Annotated in this window: 18 protein-coding genes; 10 read left to right on the forward strand and 8 right to left on the reverse strand. The window is 70.8% G+C overall.

Annotation, left to right across the window (positions count from 1 at the left end; translation table 11 throughout):
• The first annotated feature begins 77 nt into the window (after positions 1-77).
• The 4 genes from KF910_RS04040 to KF910_RS04055 all read left to right on the forward strand — a co-directional run bounded on the left by KF910_RS04040 (position 78) and on the right by KF910_RS04055 (position 3,684).
• Complete coding sequence (locus KF910_RS04040; RefSeq protein ID WP_292258941.1) at positions 78-818, forward strand: DUF1223 domain-containing protein; 741 nt, start codon at positions 78-80, stop codon at positions 816-818.
• A gap of 109 nt (positions 819-927) precedes the next feature.
• Positions 928-1,590 (forward strand): hypothetical protein, encoded by a 663-nt coding sequence (locus tag KF910_RS04045; RefSeq protein ID WP_292258942.1) that lies wholly within the window; start codon positions 928-930, stop codon positions 1,588-1,590.
• A gap of 25 nt (positions 1,591-1,615) precedes the next feature.
• The gene (locus KF910_RS04050; protein ID WP_292258944.1) at positions 1,616-3,364 is read left to right on the forward strand and encodes a CHAT domain-containing protein; all 1,749 of its coding nucleotides are present in this window, start codon (positions 1,616-1,618) and stop codon (positions 3,362-3,364) included.
• 32 nt (positions 3,365-3,396) lie between these two features.
• On the forward strand, positions 3,397-3,684 hold the full coding sequence (locus KF910_RS04055; protein WP_292258946.1) for a hypothetical protein: 288 nt from the start codon (positions 3,397-3,399) through the stop codon (positions 3,682-3,684).
• A 34-nt stretch (positions 3,685-3,718) separates the two neighbouring features.
• Here KF910_RS04055 and KF910_RS04060 read toward each other — a convergent pair whose 3' ends face one another.
• The 5 genes from KF910_RS04060 to KF910_RS04080 are packed head-to-tail and all read right to left on the reverse strand — an operon-like array spanning position 3,719 to position 7,667.
• On the reverse strand, positions 3,719-4,795 hold the full coding sequence (locus KF910_RS04060) for a phosphotransferase family protein (protein ID WP_292258948.1): 1,077 nt from the start codon (positions 4,793-4,795) through the stop codon (positions 3,719-3,721).
• A complete protein-coding gene (gene glpK / locus KF910_RS04065) occupies positions 4,792-6,276 on the reverse strand; it encodes a glycerol kinase GlpK (RefSeq protein WP_292259446.1) in 1,485 nt (494 codons plus the stop codon). The genes KF910_RS04060 and glpK overlap by 4 nt, the downstream gene beginning before the upstream one ends.
• A gap of 41 nt (positions 6,277-6,317) precedes the next feature.
• Positions 6,318-6,938 (reverse strand): DUF6655 family protein, encoded by a 621-nt coding sequence (locus KF910_RS04070; RefSeq protein WP_292258950.1) that lies wholly within the window; start codon positions 6,936-6,938, stop codon positions 6,318-6,320.
• The gene (locus KF910_RS04075) at positions 6,938-7,378 is read right to left on the reverse strand and encodes a VOC family protein (protein ID WP_292258952.1); all 441 of its coding nucleotides are present in this window, start codon (positions 7,376-7,378) and stop codon (positions 6,938-6,940) included. Before KF910_RS04075 ends, KF910_RS04070 begins: the two co-directional genes overlap by 1 nt.
• Positions 7,379-7,424: 46 nt before the next feature.
• Positions 7,425-7,667, reverse strand: a complete 243-nt coding sequence (locus KF910_RS04080) for a zinc-finger domain-containing protein (RefSeq protein ID WP_292258954.1) — start codon at positions 7,665-7,667, stop codon at positions 7,425-7,427.
• Positions 7,668-7,754: 87 nt separating this feature from the next.
• Here KF910_RS04080 and KF910_RS04085 point away from each other — a divergent pair, with 87 nt between their 5' ends.
• The 6 genes from KF910_RS04085 (at position 7,755) to KF910_RS04110 (ending at position 13,250) form a co-directional block, all read left to right on the forward strand.
• Positions 7,755-8,741 (forward strand): ABC transporter ATP-binding protein, encoded by a 987-nt coding sequence (locus KF910_RS04085; RefSeq protein WP_292258955.1) that lies wholly within the window; start codon positions 7,755-7,757, stop codon positions 8,739-8,741.
• A 78-nt stretch (positions 8,742-8,819) separates the two neighbouring features.
• A protein-coding gene (locus KF910_RS04090; protein ID WP_292258833.1) for an IS5 family transposase occupies positions 8,820-9,577 on the forward strand; the annotation gives its coding sequence in 2 pieces (ribosomal slippage) (positions 8,820-9,162 and positions 9,162-9,577; 759 coding nt in all).
• Between the two features lie 124 nt (positions 9,578-9,701).
• A complete protein-coding gene (locus KF910_RS04095) occupies positions 9,702-10,190 on the forward strand; it encodes a transcriptional repressor (protein WP_292258957.1) in 489 nt (162 codons plus the stop codon).
• A gap of 10 nt (positions 10,191-10,200) precedes the next feature.
• On the forward strand, positions 10,201-11,085 hold the full coding sequence (locus KF910_RS04100) for an alpha/beta hydrolase (RefSeq protein WP_323805232.1): 885 nt from the start codon (positions 10,201-10,203) through the stop codon (positions 11,083-11,085).
• Positions 11,086-11,166: 81 nt separating this feature from the next.
• Complete coding sequence (locus KF910_RS04105) at positions 11,167-12,387, forward strand: NAD-dependent epimerase/dehydratase family protein (protein WP_292258958.1); 1,221 nt, start codon at positions 11,167-11,169, stop codon at positions 12,385-12,387.
• Positions 12,384-13,250 carry an NAD-dependent epimerase/dehydratase family protein gene (locus KF910_RS04110; protein ID WP_292258960.1) on the forward strand — a complete coding sequence of 289 codons (867 nt, stop codon included), beginning with the start codon at positions 12,384-12,386 and terminating at the stop codon, positions 13,248-13,250. Before KF910_RS04105 ends, KF910_RS04110 begins: the two co-directional genes overlap by 4 nt.
• A 7-nt stretch (positions 13,251-13,257) precedes the next feature.
• Here KF910_RS04110 and KF910_RS04115 read toward each other — a convergent pair whose 3' ends face one another.
• From KF910_RS04115 to pheT, 3 genes are all read right to left on the reverse strand, one after another.
• The gene (locus tag KF910_RS04115; RefSeq protein WP_292258961.1) at positions 13,258-13,866 is read right to left on the reverse strand and encodes an EipA family protein; all 609 of its coding nucleotides are present in this window, start codon (positions 13,864-13,866) and stop codon (positions 13,258-13,260) included.
• A gap of 226 nt (positions 13,867-14,092) precedes the next feature.
• The gene (locus tag KF910_RS04120) at positions 14,093-14,635 is read right to left on the reverse strand and encodes a TIGR00645 family protein (RefSeq protein ID WP_292258963.1); all 543 of its coding nucleotides are present in this window, start codon (positions 14,633-14,635) and stop codon (positions 14,093-14,095) included.
• A 5-nt stretch (positions 14,636-14,640) separates the two neighbouring features.
• On the reverse strand, positions 14,641-17,064 hold the full coding sequence (gene pheT, locus KF910_RS04125; RefSeq protein ID WP_292258964.1) for a phenylalanine--tRNA ligase subunit beta: 2,424 nt from the start codon (positions 17,062-17,064) through the stop codon (positions 14,641-14,643).

The following is a 17,064-nucleotide window of genomic DNA, read 5'->3' on the forward strand; positions in this document are numbered from 1 at the left end:
AATGGGGAGGAGACGACGCCTCTCCTCACGCGAAAATGAGTGGGCGGGGTCGCGCATCCGGTGATTAATCCCCGCCCATGAAGGTCAGGGGCTGGATAACGGGCGCGGCGGCCCTGGTCGTCGGCGCCTTCGCGGCGGGCGGAGCGGCCCAGCCGACGCGCGCCCGCCCGGCCGTGGCCCCGCCTCCCTCCGAGCCCGTGGTGATCGAACTGTTCACCGCCCAGGGCTGCGCCGGCTGTCCCGACGCCAATCGGGCGGTCGAGGCGGTGGCGGCCGAACCCGGCGTCATCGCCCTGACCTACGCCGTCGACTACTGGGACTATCTGGGCTGGTCCGACACCTTCGCCCGGCCCGAGTTCGCGGCGCGCCAGCAGACCTATCGCCAGGCCCTGAAGTTGCGCGCCCTGCCGACGCCCCAGGTGATCGTCGACGGCGCCCGCCAGAGCCAGGCCCGGCCCGAACCCCTGCAGGCCGCCATCACCGCCGAGATCGGCCGCCGAGCGGCCCCGCCCGAAATCGAGTTCCGCCAGAGCGGCGACGCCGTGGGCGTGGGCTCGGGCCGTCCGCCCGCCGGCGGGGCCGAGGTCTGGGCCGTGGTCTTCGTCCCCGGCCCCCAGGAGGTGGAGGTGGCGCGCGGCGACAATCGGGGCCAGACCGTCCGTCACGTCAATGTGGTCCGGCGGCTGACGCGGCTGGGCGACTGGACCGGCCGCCCGGCCCTGTTCCGCCTGCCCGCCGAACGGGAAGAGGGCGAGGCCGTCGCCGTCCTGGTCCAGGCCAAGGCGGACCGCCGCATCCTGACCGCCGCCGTCGGCTGATCCGGCCCCCGCCGCCGCGCCATCATCTTCGATCAGTTTGCGTCCGCGCCGTTCCGGGGCATGGTCCGAAGACGCGCGTCGCGCGGTTCGAGGAACGGGGATCGCAATCATGGTTCGACTGACAGGCATGGCCGCGGCCGTCTGCCTGATCCTGGCGGGAACGGCCCGGGCCCAGGAGATGGCCCCAGAGCTGGCCCAGGCGCCGGCCGCCGATCCCGCCGCCGAGGCGCGGGGCGTCAGCCAGGCCGTCACGGCGGCCGAACTGGCGCGCTGGGGCCGCGACCGGTCCGATCCCGGCGCCCTGATCATGGCCGCCCGGCTGCTGGCCGAGGTTCCGGTGCGGGTCGAGGGGGACGAAGCGCCCATGCTGACCCCCGGCGCCCTGCTGGATCAGGCCGCGGCGGTCGCCGGGGGCAATACGGCCGTTCTGGACGCCATCGAACGCCTGCGCGCGGCGGGGACGCGGGGCGTCATCTCCTCGCCCTTCGGCCGGGGCCCGGTCTTCATCGTCAAGCAGATCGACCCACGCGAAACCTACTGGTTCGAGGTCCAGGCCCGGGGCGGCGAGGTGCTGCGCATCGCCGCCATCGGCGACGGCGACACCAATATCGACCTGACGGTCCGCGACAGCGAAGGCGTCCTTGTCTGCCGCGACGGCTTCGGCGACCATTATCCCGTCTGCACCACCCAACCCCGCGCGGATGGGCGGCTGAGGATCGACATCGTCAACCGCGGCGAGATCTGGACCCGGGTCCAGATCCTGACCAACTGAACGGCGGGACGCGGAGGGGAAGAGCATGAACCGGATCGCATCCCTGGCGGGCGGCCTGATGGCCCTGGCGGCGGCGCTGTCCCTGGCCGGATCGGGCCAGGCGCGCGATGAGGCGGACACCCCGGACACCCCGGCCAGCCTGCGGGCCGAAGCCTTCGAGGCGGCGCAATGGGCCATCGCCTCGGACGCGGCTGACGCCCTGGCCAAGGTCTCGGCCCGGTTCGCCCAGGGCGACGACGCCCTGGGCCGCCTGGCCGAGGAACGCGAGACCCTGCTGGCCCGCCGCGATGCGCTGGAGCTGGAATTGGAGCGCCTCTACGCCGTCCAGGGCGACGAAGGGCGCGACCGCCGCGCCGCCGCACGCACCGACTATGACGCCGTGCGCGCCCGCCTGACCGCCGTCGACGCCGACATCGAGGCGCGCTTTCCCGCCTATGCCGAACTGACCAGCCCGCGCGCCCTGACCGTGACCGAGGCCCAGGCCCTGCTGAAGCCGGACGAGGCCCTGCTGCTGGTCCTGGTCAATCCAGAGGCGACCTATGTCTGGGGCCTGTCGCAGGACCGGGTCGAATGGGCCCGCGCGGAGGACCTGGGCGAAACGGCCATGACCGAGGCGGTGAGCCGCCTGCGCGACTCCCTGACCACCGCCGCCCAGAACCGCAGCGACATCGACCCCACAATCTTCGCCGGCCGCCCGGTGGCGGCCTTCGACCGGGTCGAGGCCCATCGCCTCTACGCCGAACTGATCCGCCCGGTCGAAAGCGTGTTCGAGGGCAAGAAGACCCTGATCACCGTGGTCACCGGCGCCCTGACCACCCTGCCGATGGCCGTGCTGTCGACCGAGGCGCCGACCGGGCCGGACGGGCCCGAGGCCCTGGCCGCCACCCCCTGGCTGATCGACCGCTACGCCCTGGCCACCCTGCCGTCTGTATCCAGCCTGAAGGCCCTGCGCTGCTACCTGGTGTCCGACCCGGCCCTGCGCAGTCCGGGCTGCCCGTCCTCGGCCCAGGCGGCCGAGGCCCGGCCTGCGGCCCAGCGGCCGCGTGACGCCGGCTTCACCCTGGCCGCCTTCGGGGCGCCGATCCTGTCCGGGGCGCCCGACTACGCCTCGCGCGGGGCGCCGGCGGCCGACAGCGTTCTGGGCGAAGGCCGGCTGGCGGATGTCTCGCGGCTGAAGGCCCTGCCCTATCTGCCCGGCTCCAAGTCCGAGCTGGAGGCCCTGAAGGCCCGCTATCCGCGCGCCCTGGTGCGGATGGGGGCCGAGGCCACCGAGACCGCCGTGCGTCAGGGCGACGCCGAGGCCCTGTCCCGCGCCCGCTTCGTGGTCTTCTCCACCCACGGGCTGATGGCCGGGTCCACGGCGGTCGAGCCGGGCCTGGTCCTGACCCCGCCGGACCAGGCGACCGAGGCCGACGACGGCTATCTGAGCGCGTCCGAGGCGGCCCAGCTGCGCCTGAACGCCGAGTTCGTGGTCCTGTCGGCCTGCAACACCGCCGCCTCGGACGGCCGGCCCGGCGGCGAGGGCCTGTCGGGCCTGGCGCGGGCCTTCTTCTACGCCGGGGCGCGGTCGGTGCTGGTGTCCCACTGGGAGGTGTCGGACGCCGCCACCACCGAACTGATCACCGCCAGCTTCGCCGCCCTGGACGCCCCCGGCGCCGACATCGGCGACCGCGCCCGAGCCCTTCAGTCCGGCATGCAGGCCGTCCGCGCCCACCGCGCCTGGACCCACCCCGCCTTCTGGGCGCCGTTTACTCTGGTTGGTGAGCCGGGCTGACGGACGCTCTAACAGAGCCTAAGGGTGGAGGCATGACGCCGCGACGGACACTGGATGCGATCTGGGCCGACCTTCAGAACGGAGCGGTCATCACCCTGCTGGGATTTGCCCTGCTCACCTTCATGGCCTGGACATTCGTCAAGGGTGTCAGCGCGGTCCTCCGTGCTGGCCCGGCTGCACCGGACGCCCTGGTGCTGGTGATGTTGGGTCTGTCCCTCATCTCAGGCGGTCTGCTGTTCGCGCGAACCGGGGTTCGGTTGTTCGTCAGGTCGATGAGCGAGCTTCGTCAACGCGACGCGGACGCCAAGCCTGACGCCTGACGCCTGACGCGGGCGTCGGGGGGCGGCCGTCGGATCAGGCCCCCGCCTTCTTCGCATAGGTCCACGCCGCCGCGCTCAGCGGCCCTACCTGGGCGGCCATGGATCTGGCGTGAGCGCTGGCGGCGGTGCCGTCGCGGACCCGGCCGGCGATGCCCTGGCAGATGGCGGCCAGGCGGAACAGGTTGTAGGCGGTCAGCCAGTCCAGATTCTGCGGCCGATCTCCTCCGCGCCGGGCGACATAGCGATCGACCGTCTCCTCGATCGACGGAATCCCCAGCGCCTTCAGGTCCGCCCCCGCCAGGCCGTTGCGCAGCGTCGCCGGAATGGCCCAGGCGATCAGCAGATAGGACAGGTCGGCCATCGGATCGCCCAGGGTCGACAGCTCCCAGTCCAGCACCGCCAGCACGCGCGGCCGGTCGGGCGCCAGGATCATATTGTCCAGGCGGAAGTCGCCGTGGACGATGCGGGCCGGCGCCTCGGGCGGCAGGCTGTCGGGCAGGAAGGCGATCAGCCGGTCCATCTCGGGCACGGACCCGGTCTCTGAAGCGCGATACTGTTTGGTCCAGCGGCCGACCTGGCGCGCGAAATAGTTGCCCGGCGGCCCATAGTCGCCCAGCCCCAGCTCGACCGGATCGAAGCCGTGCAGATCGGCCAGGGCGTCGGTCTGGGCATGATAGATGGCGCGTCGGTCTTCAGGCGTCAGGCCCGGCAGCTTCAGGTCCCAGAACACCCGGCCGTCGACCCGGTCCATCACATAGAAGATCGAGCCGATGACCGCTTCGTCCAGGCACAGCCCATGCGGCCGGGCCACCGGATAGCCGCGCCCGTGCAGGGCCGAGATGACGCGGAACTCCCGGTCCACGGCATGGGCGCTGGCCAGCAGCGTCCCCGGCGGCTTGCGCCGCAGCACATAGGCGCCCGATGGCGTCGTCAGCTCATAGGTCGGGTTCGATTGCCCGCCCTTGAACTGGCGGATGGTCAGCGGCCCGCGATACCCGACGACGTTCCCGGTCATCCAGGCGTACAGACGATCGGCGTCCAGCACATAGCGGGGGTCGACTTCTCGCGTGCCGGAGAAGGCGGCCTGGGGGTCTTGAACGGTGTCGGTCATTGCGCCGCGATGATGGCCGCCTGCACCGCGGCGCGCCAGCCCTTCAGCAGGCGTTCGCGTTCATCATCCGCCATGCGCGGGGTCCACCGGGCCGGCGCCTGGGCCACGCCGGGCGACAGGTCGGGAACCCGCCCCGCCCCCAGGGCCGCCAGCCGCGCCGCGCCCAGGGCCGTCATCTCCTGAAAGGCGGGCCGTTCGACCTCGACCCCGCAGATGTCGGCCACGAACTGCATGGCGAAGGCGTTGGCCGTGACCCCGCCATCCACCTTCAGGGTCTTCAGGCGCGGCGCCCCGTCGTCGGCCAGGGCGTCCAGCAGGTCGCGGGTCTGATAGGCCAGGGCCTCCAGCGCCGCGCGCACGAAATGGGCCGGCCCGGCGTCGCGGGTCAGGCCGACCACGACGCCGCGCGCCTCGGCGTCCCACCAGGGCGCGCCCAGGCCGGTGAACCCGGGAACCAGATAGACCCCGCCATTGTCGGGCAGGGATTGGGCCAACGCTTCGGACTGGCGGCTTTCGGAGATCATCCGGGCGCCGTCGCGCAGCCACTGGATCGCCGACCCGGCCGAGAAGATCGAGCCTTCCAGCGCATAGGCCGTGGTCCCGCCTGCCTGATAGGCCAGGGTCCCCAGCAGCCGTCGGGTCGAGGCCACCGGCTCGGCCCCGACATTAGCGACCAGAAAGGCGCCCGTGCCATAGGTGATCTTGGCGTCGCCGGGGTTCAGGGCGCCGTGACCGACCAGGGCCGCCTGCTGGTCCCCCGCCGCCCCGGTGATCGGCAGAGGCTCTCCGAACAGGGCCGGATCGCACGCGCCCAGCGGTTCGGCGCAACCCCGGATGTCGGGCAGGGCGCGGCGCGGAACCTTGAACAGGGCGCACAGATCGTCGCGCCATTGCTGGGTCGACAGGTCCATCAGCGAGGTGCGGCTGGCGTTGGTGGCGTCGGTGACATGGGCCGCCCCGCCCGTCAGCTTCCAGATCAGCCAGCTTTCGATGGTGCCCAGCCTGATCTCGCCGCGTTCGGCCCGCGCCCTCGCGCCGGGCACGGCGTCCAGCAGCCAGGCGTATTTGGTCGCCGAAAAATAGGGATCCAGGATCAGGCCCGTCGCGGCCTGGATCGCCGGTTCATGCCCCGCCTCGGTCAGAGCGGCGGTCACGGCGGCCGTGCGCCGATCCTGCCATACGATGGCGCGATGCAGGGGTTCGCCCATCGCGGTGTCCCAGATCACCGAGGTCTCGCGCTGGTTGCTGATGCCGATGGCGGCGAAACGGCCGACGCCGCCGCCCTTGCGGATCACTTCGCGGCAGGTCTGCAGGGTGGCGGTCCAGATCTCGGCGGCGTCATGCTCGACCCAGCCCGAGGCGGGGAAATGCTGGGCCAGTTCGATCTGGCTGACGGCGACGGGCGACAGGTCGCCGCCGTCGCCCAGTTCAAAGGCGATGGCGCGGGTCGAGGTGGTGCCCTGGTCGATGGCGAGGATCATGGATCGCATGGGGCCATTAAGGCTGCCCGGACCGCCGGCGTCTAGAATTCCTTCCAGGAGGATCCGGGGTCGCGCTCGCCCGGATTGGCCGACTGCTGGCCCCAGCTGACCACCATCAGGGCCTTGTGGCTGCGGATGCGATAGCGGCCGATCATCGGGCTGACGGCGCCCAGGGGCGCGCCGGTCCGGGCCTCGTAGAGAAAGCCCGAGAATTCGGCCACCCCCATCCGGTCGCGCCGGCTGTAGAGCGACAGTTCGGGCAGGGAGACGACGGTCAGGTTCTCGTTGATCGGTATCCGCATCTCCGGCAGGCCGACCACCCGCCGCATCTGTTCCAGCGACAGGGCCCCGGCCCGGATCTCGAAGATGGCGTCGGCCTGATTGCGGTCGGTGGCCAGGCGATAGCCGGCCTCGGACAGGGCCGCGCGAATGGCGCTGACGGCGTAGGCGCTGGTGTCGATGCGGAAATAGACCTCGTCCACATAGATGCGCGACCCGGTCGGCAGGGGCAGGACCAGCCCCTCCACCGCCCGCTCGGCGGCGCGCGCAAGCAGCAGCTGTTCGGTGGCCGTGCGCCCGGTGTTGGATTCGGTCGTCGAGGCGCAGGCCGAGACGGCCAGGGCGGCGGCGCACAGGGCGAACAGACGTGACGCACGCGCCATCACCAGCTTCCCGTGTTCGGCATCGAGGCCCAGGGTTCGGCCGGCGCCAGGGCCTCGCCTTCCTGCAGCAGTTCGATGGAGATTCCGTCCGGCGACCGGACGAAGGCCATATGGCCGTCGCGTGGCGGGCGGTTGATGGTCACCCCGCCGTCCATCAGCCGGCGGCAGGCGGCGTAGATGTCATCGACCCTGTAGGCCAGGTGCCCGAAATTGCGGCCGCCGTCATAGGCCTCCGGATCCCAGTTGAAGGTCAGCTCGACCTCGGGCGAGCGCTCGGCCTCGGCGCGTTCGCGGTCCCTGGGCGCGGCCAGGAAGACCAGGGTGTAGCGCCCGGCCTCATTGTCCATCCGCCGGGTTTCCACCAGCCCCAGCAGGTCGCGGTAGAAATGCAGCGAGGCTTCGAGATCCGACACCCGGACCATGGTGTGCAGATAGCGCATTCAGCGGGCTCCTGACGGGGCGTTGGGCGGCGAGACGGCCGCCGCCTCAGTGGGCTTCCGGCGGCCGGGCGGCGGGGTCCAGATATTCGCTCTCGGGCCGCGCCTTCTTCTTCGACAGGACGAAGCGGCGGTCGCAGTAGCCGCATTCGACGAAGTCGTCCTCGCCCATGTCCATATAGACCAGGGGGTGGCCCAGGGCGCCGCCGCCGCCGTCGCAGGCGACGCGCTTGGTCAGGACCTTGATCTCCTCGGGCGGAGGGATGATCGCATCGGGATGGCGAGGCGGCATTTTCGGGGTCCGGCCTTGGCGGTTGGGGATCGGGGGCATACCTATGCGGCGCGCCCTCGGGCGTCAAACCGCTTGCACCGGGATCGCATGAACCAGACCGAGACGCCGCCTGACGCCGCCCCCGCCAATGCGATCGAAATCCGCGGCCTGAAGAAGACCTATGCGGCCTCACGCAAGGCGCCGCCCAAGACGGCCCTGAAGGGGGTGGACCTGACGATTCCGCGCGGCTCGATGTTCGGCCTGCTGGGTCCCAACGGCGCGGGCAAGTCGACCCTGATCAACATCCTGGCCGGGGTGGTCAACAAGTCCGAGGGGGAGGTCCGCATCTGGGGCCGCGACATCGACCGCAGCCCGCGCGACGCCCGCGCCGCCCTGGGCGTCGTGCCCCAGGAGATCGTGGCCGACGTCTTCTTCACTCCGCGCGAGGCCCTGGAGGTCCAGGCCGGCTTCTACGGCGTGCCCGGGCGCGAACGCCGGTCCGACGAACTGCTGGCCGCCGTCGGCCTGTCGGACAAGGCCGACGCCTATGTGCGCGCCCTGTCGGGCGGGATGAAGCGGCGGCTGATGGTGGCCAAGGCCATGGTGCACAGTCCGCCGGTCCTGATCCTGGACGAACCGACCGCCGGTGTGGACGTCGAACTGCGCCGCCAGCTGTGGGCCTATGTGCGGCGGCTGAACGCCGAGGGGGTCACCGTGGTCCTGACCACCCACTATCTGGAAGAGGCCCAAGAGCTGTGCGACCAGATCGCCATCGTCAATCGCGGCGAGATCGTCGCCTGCGAGCCGACGCCCCAGCTGCTGCGCCGGCTGGACACCCGCAATGTGGTGGTGACGCCCGAGGGCGATCTGGCAGCCCCGCCGGCGCTGGAGGGATTCGATGTCACCGCCCGGTCCGGCGGCGCCTTCGCGGTGACCTATCGCAAGGGCCGCTCCTCGGTCGAACAGGTCATCAGCGCCGTGCGCGCCGCCGGGGTGACCATCGGCGACATCACCACCGAGGACCCGGACCTGGAGGATGTCTTCCTGGCCTTGACCTATGGCGACGCCTCCCAGCCCGATCCGACGAAGGACTAGGTGATATCGACATTCAGGATTCTCAGACGCTGAGATGTCTGATTCATAGGGCTCCGTTCGATGGACGGAGCCCTTTTGATGTCAGCCAAGCGCTACGAGTTGAGCCAGGTTCAGTGGGAGCGGATCGCGGACCTGCTGCCGGGCAAGGCGGGCGATCCTGGGCGGACTGCCGCCGACAACCGGCTGTTCGTCAACGGGGTGCTGTGGGTGCTGCGCTCGGGGGCGCACTGGTGCGATCTGCCCGAGCGCTATGGACGCTGGAAGACGCTGCACAAGCGCTTCAGCCGATGGTCGAAGGCCGGGGTGTGGGATCGGGTGTTCGCCGACCTGATCAAGGACCGTGACAATCAGTACCTGATGATCGACAGCACCTTGGTCCGAGCCCACCAGCAGGCGGCGACCGGAAAAGGGGGGCCTCGGATCAGGCTCTGGGGCGCTCCCGAGGCGGACTGACCACCAAGATCCACATGGCCGCCGACACCCTCGGCCGGCCGATCCGGTTCATCCTAACCGCCGGCCAAAGCGGCGACGCCCTGGCCGCGCCAGCCCTGCTGGAAGGCTTTCGCCCCCGCGCCGTGCTGGCCGACAAGGCCTACGATTCCAACGCCCTGCGCCAACTCATCGCCGACGCCGGCGCGCAAGCCGTCATCCCCTCCAACCGCACTCGCAAGGTGCTGATCGCCCACGACATTGAAGCCTATCGCGCTCGTAACCGCATCGAGCGTTGCTTCTCAAAGCTCAAGCACTTCCGACGCTTCGCCACCCGCTACGATCGCAGAGCCATTCACTTCCTAGGCTTCGTTCACCTCGCCGCCGCCATGATCTGGATGCGATGAATGTCGATTCCACCTAGGCAGGGAGTCCATTTCGCCTACACCGAGACGGCGGCGTCGAGAGCGATGGCTTCCGTTGGCGGTGCGCCCGGTTGCGGCCGCGCCTCGGGGCCATTAGCTGTGGGGCATGGGCGCCGCCTGCGATCATGACCATGGGACCACCGGCCTGGCCGAGGGCGAGGCCGTGCGCGCCCTGGACGCGGCCGAGGCCGCCTGCGCCGCCGAGGGCGAGCGGATGACCGCGCCGCGGCGCCGGGTGCTGGACCTGCTGCTGCGGGCCGGCGAACCGATGAAGGCCTATGACCTGATCGCCCGCTTCGGCCAGGACGGCCAGGCCGCCAAGCCGCCCACCGTCTATCGCGCGCTTGAGTTCCTGGAGCGGCGCGGCCTGGCTCACCGCATCGCCTCAATCAGCGCCTATGTCGCCTGCAGCCACGGCGGCGCCGACGACCATGCGGCGGCCTTCCTGATCTGCGACTGCTGCGGCGCCGCGCAAGAGATCGCCGCCCCCCTGGGCGACGGCCTGCGCCGGGCCGCCGAGGGGGCGGGCTATGTCATCGACCGCACGACGATCGAGGCGCACGGCCGCTGTCCCGACTGCCGTCTTCCGGCCTGAGCGCACCGGCGTGACCGAACCCCGACGCCTGACCCTGGACCTGTCCGCGCGCGGCGGCGCCATGGCGGTGCTGGAATGGGGTGATCCGGCCCGGCCCGTCGACCTGGTCTTCGCCCATGCCAACGGGTTCAACGCCCTGACCTGTCGCGCCCTGCTGGCGCCCCTGGGCGACCGGTTCCGCGTTTGGGCCCCTGACCTGCGCGGTCATGGAGCGACCCGCCTGCCGACGCCGATCGCGGGCCGGCGCGGCTGGTCCGACCATGCGGATGACCTGGCGGCCCTGCTGGACCGGATCGACGGCCCGCCGGTGGTGCTGGCAGGCCATTCGATGGGCGGGACCTCGGGCCTGCTGGCGGCCGCCGAACGCCCGGAACGGGTGCGCGGCCTGGTCCTGGCCGACCCGGTGATCTGGAGCCGGCCGGCCGTCCTGGCCTTCAACATTCCCCTGCTGCGCCAGATACCCGAACGCATCCCCCTGGTCGCCGCCGCCCGCCGCCGCCGGGCGCGGTTCGACAGCCGGGACCAGGCCATGGCCGCCTATCGCGGCCGCGGCGCCTTCAGGGGCTGGCCGGACGACGTCCTGGCCGACTATCTGGCCGACGGCCTGGCCCCGGCCCCCGAGGGCGGGCTGGTCCTGACCTGCGACCCCGACTGGGAGGCTTCCAACTATGCCGCCCAGGGGCACGATCCCTGGCGGGCCATGGCGCGGATCACCGCCCCGATCCACATCCTGAAGGCCGAGGCCGGCTCGACCTGCCGCGCCGCCGCTTCGCCGCGCCGCCCCCAGGTGCAGGTCCAGACCGTGGCCGGCGGAACCCATTTCCTGCCCATGCTCCAGCCGGAACGGGTGCGGGACGCCCTGGCCGCCATGCTGGCAGCGACCGGCCCCGCCTGACCCGCGTCACGGCGCCGCTTTGCCCCCGGCGCCGCTTGGGCTAGGCAGGGGGCCGACAAGACCACAGACGGGGTAGGAAAGATGCGCGTACTGGTTCTGGGCGGCGACGGCTTCTGCGGCTGGCCCACGGCGCTGCACCTGTCGGCGCGCGGCTGGGACGTGACCATCGTCGACAACCTGAGCCGCCGGAATATCGACAACGAACTGGAGGTCCAGTCCCTGACCCCCATCCGCTCCATGGGCGAACGCATCGCCGCCTGGAAGGCGGTCAGCGGCAAGACCATCGGCTTCGTCAACATGACGGTGGGCAAGGAGTTCGACCGGCTGGTGGCCCTGATCCGCGACTGGGCGCCGGACAGCGTGGTCCATTTCGCCGAGCAGCGGGCCGCCCCCTATTCGATGAAGTCGGCGCGGCACAAACTGTACACGGTCGACAACAATCTGAACGCCACCAACCACCTTCTGGCCGCCATTGTCGAGAGCGGGCGGGACGTGCATCTGGCGCACCTGGGGACCATGGGGGTCTATGGCTACACCACCGCCGGTCTGCGCATCCCCGAAGGCTATCTGAAGGTCACGGTGGACACCGACTTCGGCCCGGCCGAGCAGGAGATCCTGTTCCCGCCGAACCCCGGCAGCATCTATCACATGACCAAGACCCAGGACGCCCTGCTGTTCCAGTTCTACGCCAAGAACGACGGCCTGCGGATCACCGACCTGCACCAGGGCATCGTCTGGGGCGCCGAGACCGAGGAGACCCGCAAGGACGACCGGCTGGTCAACCGCTTCGACTATGACGGCGACTACGGCACGGTGCTGAACCGGTTCCTGATCCAGGCGGCGGTCGGATACCCCCTGACGGTGCACGGCTCGGGCGGCCAGACGCGGGCCTTCATCCATATCCAGGACACGGTGCGTTGTGTCGAACTGGCCCTGAAGAACCCGCCGAAATCGGGCGACCGGGTCAAGATCCTGAACCAGATGACCGAGAGCCGCCGCGTGCGCGACCTGGCCCTGATGGTCGCCGACATGACCGGCGCCCAGGTCGAATATGTCGCCAACCCGCGCCAGGAGGCGGACGAGAACGAGCTGGTCGTGGCCAATGACCAGTTCAAGGAACTGGGGCTGAAACCCATCACCCTGGCCGAGGGGCTGATGCAGGACGTGACCGAGATCGCCCGCCGCTACGCCGACCGGGCCGACCGGACCAAGATCCCTTGCGTCTCGGCCTGGAACGAGCGTCGGGCCGAGGCCCTGGCTGAACCGGCGCCGCCCGCGCCCGCCGCCGCCCGCACGGCGTGAGCTGTTCGCTGCTGATCTTCGGCGGCGGCTGGCTGGGCCGCGCCATCGGGGCCGAGGCCCTGAAGCGCGGGGGACAGGCCATGGCCACCTCGCGCGATCCCGCCACGCGCGGCGCCCTGGGGGCCCAAGGGCTGAAAGCGGTCGATCCGGCCGATGCGGCCGCTCTGGCGAGCGCTCTGGCCGCAGCCGACGCCGTGGTCATCACCGCGCCCCCGGCGGCGGACGGCTGTCCCGGCCATGCCGCCCTGGCGCCGTTGCTGGCGCGAGGCGAACGACGGCCCGGCTGGGTCGGCTATGTCTCGTCCACCGCCGTCTATGGCGACCGCGCGGGCGGCTGGGCCTTCGAGGACGACGCCCTGAACGCCGCCACCCTTCAGGGCGCCCGCCGGGTGCGGGCCGAGCAGGACTGGTTGGAGACCGGCCGGTCCCTGGGCCTGGCGGTGAACCTGTTCCGCCTGCCCGCCCTCTACGGCCCCGGCCGCTCGGGCCTGGACCGCCTCAGGAACGGCGAGGCGCGGATGGTGCGAAAGCCGGGCCAGGTGTTCAACCGCATCCATGTGGACGACGTCGTGGCCGGTGTGTTCGCGTCGATGGACCGCCCCAATCCCGGCCGCGCCTATAATCTGGTGGACGACGAACCGGCCCCGGCCCATGTGGTCACGGCCTGGAGCGCGCGGCGCCTGGGCCTGCCCCCGCCGCCAGAGGTCGACTGGACCGACCCTTCGGTGTCCGAGGCCATGCGGCGCTTCTATCTGGATTCCAAGCGCGTCTCGAACGCCCGCGCCAAGGCGGAGTTGGGCTGGCGGCCGCGCTATCCGTCCTATCGCGAGGGGATCGAAAGCCTGCTGGCCGCCGGCCTCTGACCCGGCCCTAAAGGGGCACGATGTTCCGCTGGCGGCTGTAGGCCATGGTGCCGACATTGGCGCCCAGGCGCAGGCCGACGCCGGTCCGCACCGGGGCCAGGGTGATGCCGTCCGCGCGCTGGTAGTTCACGCCGACCCCGCCGACCAGATAGGCGGAACCTTCGATGCCCGGAAAGCGGCGATAGATCATGTCCGGATGATACAGGCTGTAGACCAGGGTGAAGACCCGGCTGGCGTTGCCGCCGACGTCCCAGCCGATAGAGATGCCCTGCCAGAAGACTTCCTGCGAGGCGCTGAGATCCTTCATGTGCAGGGCGCCGCGGCCGTAGCGCAGGCCCACGCCCGCCGCGCCGGCAGCCTCTTCGCCCGCGATATAGGCGGTCGGACGGTCGCCCTGGTCGGCGAAGATGCGTTCGATGATCCCGCCCATGGCCTCGGCCGCGATGCCCAGCTCGCGCGAGCCGGCGGCGATCAGTTCCTCGGAGGTATAGGCCCGGGCGTTCCCGTCCGAGCGGATCGGATAGTTGGGCTCATTGGCCGGGCCGCTCGCGCAGGCGTTGAGCGCCGGCAGGCCGGCGACGGCGAGACCCGAGGCGATCAGTTGGCGGCGATGCATGGCGTCGGCTCCGGAAGGTGAATCGGTTCGATGCGCGAACCATCCGCGTCCAATGCGTCAGCCTTGCGGCGGCAAGGTTAACGGGAGATTGCCGTGGCGAGTGGCGAGTGGCGAGTGGCGAGTGGCGAGTGGCGAGTGCGTGGCCGGCCCTGTTGGCGACCGGCCAGGACGGCGTGACGCTGACGATCCGAAATCTCGTCACTCGCCACTCGCCACTGATCACTTCTCAGTGCTTCTCGGTGCGCGCCGACAGCCAGTCCATCAGCGCCAGAAGCACGCCCGAGACCACGAAGGCCAGGTGGATGATGACGCCCCACATCGCCTCGGTCTCGTTCAGCGGATAGCCGGCCTTGCCGATGTTCATGAAGGTCTTCAGCAGCTGGATGCCCGAGATGGCCACGATCGAGGCGATCAGCTTCATCTTCAGGCCCGAGAAATCGACCGTGCCCATCCACGGCGGGCGGTCGGTCTCGCCCTCTAGGTCCAGTTTGGAGACGAAATTCTCGTAGCCGGAAAACAGCACGATCAGCAGCAGATTGCCCGTCAGCGACAGGTCCACCAGCGTCAGCACCGCCAGGATGGCGTCGTTCGGCGCCATGCCGCGCCCGGCGACGAAGGCCTGGGGCAGGTAGTGGATCAGCTCGCGCACGAACACGACCATCAGCATGGCCAGGGCCAGGGCCAGGCCGACGTAGAAGGGCGCCATCAGCCAGCGGCTGCGGAACAGGGCGCGCTCGAACACGGTCTCGATACGGGGTTTCAGGCCCATGACGGTCAGCTCCTCAGACGGGCGCCCAGTTTTTCGACGGCGGCGACGATGCGGGCGCTCAGGGCCTCGATCTCGGCCTCGGCCAGGGTCGCCTCGCGCGGCTGGACGATGACCTCCAGCGCCACCGACTTCATGCCCTCGGGCACGCCGCCGCCGCGATAGACGTCGAACACCCCGACCGACTGGATCAGGGCCTTGTCCGCGCCGGTCGCCGCGCGCACCAGATCGCCCACCGCCCGGCCGTCATCGACCAGGAAGGCGAAGTCGCGGGACAGCGGCATCAGGTTGGGCAGATCGGCCGCGCCACGCGCCTTGGTGCCCCCATTCTTGCTTTTTTGGCCGCGCGGCTCGGGCACGGCGTCCAGAACGATCTCGAAGCCCAGCATCGGCCCGTCGGCGTCCAGGGCCTTCAGCACGCGCGGATGCAGGGCGCCGAACTCGGCGATCACCGTCTTGGGGCCAAGCTGAAGCCGGGCCGAACGGCCCGGGTGCCACCAGTCGCGGTTCTGGCCCTGGACCAGTTGCAGCGATCCGGTCGGGGCGCCGATCTCGTCCAGCACCGCCGTCAGATCGGCCTTCAGGGCGAACAGGGCGTCTTCAGCGGCGCCGCCCCAGTGACGGGCCACATGGGGTGCGATCAGGCCGGCGATGACCATGCGCTGACCATCCGGCTGGTCGGTCAGATAGATGGGGCCGATCTCGAACAGGGCCGCATCGGCATGGCCGCGCGCGGCGTTGCGCGCCGCCGCCTGGATCAGGTTCGGCAGGATCGACGGCCGCATGCAGTCCAGGTCGCTGGCGATGGGGTTTTCCAGCACCAGGCTGTCGTCCCCACCGCCGAACAGGACCGCCGTCTCGCGCCGGGTGAAGGACCAGGTCACGGCCTCGGCATAGCCCAGGGCCGCCAGGGCGCGGCGGGCGATGCGGACGCGGGCCTGGCGCGGGTTCAGCACGCCCTTCGACGGGGCGACGGCGCCGGGCAGGGGGGCCTCGGGCAGGGCGTCGAACCCTTCGATCCGCGCCACCTCCTCGACCAGGTCGGCCGGGCCTTCGACATCGCGCCGCCACGACGGCGGGGTGACGGTCCAGGGCGAACCGCGCATGACGACAAAGCCCAGGTCGGTCAGGATCTTCGCGATACGGTCGTCGGCCAGGTCCAGGCCCGACAGCCGCTTCACCTGGGCCGGATCGAAGGCGAAGCCCGCCGGATCGGCCGGGGCCTGGCCCGCCACGACGATGTCCGACGCCTCGCCTCCGCACAGGTCCAGGATCAGCCGGGTGGCCAGTTCGACCCCGGGAACCAGGGAGGCGGTGTCCACGCCCCGCGCGAACCGATACTGGGCGTCCGAGGTGATGGCCAGCGACCGGCCCGTCTGGGCGATGACGATGGGGTCGAACCAGGCGGCTTCCAGAAAGACCTCGGTGGTGTCGTCCGAACAGCCGGTGGACTCCCCGCCCATGACGCCGCCCAGGCCGATGGGCCGCTCGCCCGCCGCATCGGCGATGACGCAGTCGGCGCCGGAGACGGTGTAGGTCTTGCCGTCCAGGGCGATCAGATGTTCCGGTTCGCCCGTGTCCCTGGCCGCCTGTCCGGCGCGCACCACGATGGCGTCGCCCACCAGTTTGGCGCGGTCATAGACGTGCAGCGGCCGGGCGCGGTCATAGGCGATCAGATTGGTCACATCGACCAGCCGGTTGATCGAGCGCAGGCCGATGGCTGTCAGGCGATGCCTCAGCCAGTCGGGCGACGGGCCGTTGGTTACGCCGCGGATCAGCCGTCCGGCGAAGACGGGGCACAGCTCCGGCGCCTCGATCCGCACCGAGACGGGGCAGGGGAAGCCGCCCGGTACGGCGTTGATGGCGGGGGTGGTCAGGGCGCCCACACCGGCGGCGGCCAGGTCGCGGGCGATGCCGGCGACGCCCAGCCAGTCGGGCCGGTTCGGCGTCACCTCGAAGTCGATAACCGGCTCGGCGCCGAAGACCCCGGCGGCCGGCGTTCCGACCGCCAGATCGTCGGAAAGCTCCAGGATGCCGTCGCTGTCGTCCGCCAGCTCCAGCTCGGCGCCCGAGCACAGCATGCCGTTGGACACCACGCCGCGCACCGGCTTCTCGACCAGGGTCACCCCCAGGCCGGGCACATAGGCGCCGATGGGGGCGTAGATGGTGGTCAGGCCCGCACGCGCGTTCGGGGCGCCGCAGACGATCTCCTTCATCCCGTCCACCGTCTCGACCTGACAGACCTGTAGCCGGTCGGCGTTGGGATGACGTTCGGCCGAGACGATGCGCGCCACGGTGAAGGGCGCCAGGGCGGCGATGGGGTCGTGGACGTCCTCGACCTCCAGCCCGGCCATGGTCATGGCCTCGGCGATCTGCTGGACGTCGGCGTCGGTGTCGAGGTGGCTCTTCAGCCAGGACAGGGTGAATTTCAT

Origin of the sequence: Brevundimonas sp., from assembly GCF_019636155.1 — a bacterium.
GTDB lineage: Bacteria > Pseudomonadota > Alphaproteobacteria > Caulobacterales > Caulobacteraceae > Brevundimonas.

Excerpts from the sequence above, each read along its gene's own strand:
- KF910_RS04120 (WP_292258963.1), bottom strand. The coding sequence starts at position 14,635 with ATGGGCCTGAAACCCCGTATCGAGACCGTGTTCGAGCGCGCCCTGTTC.
- KF910_RS04070 (WP_292258950.1), bottom strand. The coding sequence starts at position 6,938 with ATGGCGCGTGCGTCACGTCTGTTCGCCCTGTGCGCCGCCGCCCTGGCC.
- glpK (WP_292259446.1), bottom strand. The coding sequence starts at position 6,276 with ATGATCCTCGCCATCGACCAGGGCACCACCTCGACCCGCGCCATCGCC.
- KF910_RS04115 (WP_292258961.1), bottom strand. The coding sequence starts at position 13,866 with ATGCATCGCCGCCAACTGATCGCCTCGGGTCTCGCCGTCGCCGGCCTG.
- KF910_RS04045 (WP_292258942.1), top strand. The coding sequence starts at position 928 with ATGGTTCGACTGACAGGCATGGCCGCGGCCGTCTGCCTGATCCTGGCG.
- KF910_RS04055 (WP_292258946.1), top strand. The coding sequence starts at position 3,397 with ATGACGCCGCGACGGACACTGGATGCGATCTGGGCCGACCTTCAGAAC.
- KF910_RS04095 (WP_292258957.1), top strand. The coding sequence starts at position 9,702 with ATGGGCGCCGCCTGCGATCATGACCATGGGACCACCGGCCTGGCCGAG.
- pheT (WP_292258964.1), bottom strand. The coding sequence starts at position 17,064 with ATGAAATTCACCCTGTCCTGGCTGAAGAGCCACCTCGACACCGACGCC.
- KF910_RS04080 (WP_292258954.1), bottom strand. The coding sequence starts at position 7,667 with ATGCCGCCTCGCCATCCCGATGCGATCATCCCTCCGCCCGAGGAGATC.
- KF910_RS04040 (WP_292258941.1), top strand. The coding sequence starts at position 78 with ATGAAGGTCAGGGGCTGGATAACGGGCGCGGCGGCCCTGGTCGTCGGC.
- KF910_RS04085 (WP_292258955.1), top strand. The coding sequence starts at position 7,755 with ATGAACCAGACCGAGACGCCGCCTGACGCCGCCCCCGCCAATGCGATC.
- KF910_RS04060 (WP_292258948.1), bottom strand. The coding sequence starts at position 4,795 with ATGACCGACACCGTTCAAGACCCCCAGGCCGCCTTCTCCGGCACGCGA.
- KF910_RS04075 (WP_292258952.1), bottom strand. The coding sequence starts at position 7,378 with ATGCGCTATCTGCACACCATGGTCCGGGTGTCGGATCTCGAAGCCTCG.
- KF910_RS04050 (WP_292258944.1), top strand. The coding sequence starts at position 1,616 with ATGAACCGGATCGCATCCCTGGCGGGCGGCCTGATGGCCCTGGCGGCG.
- KF910_RS04105 (WP_292258958.1), top strand. The coding sequence starts at position 11,167 with ATGCGCGTACTGGTTCTGGGCGGCGACGGCTTCTGCGGCTGGCCCACG.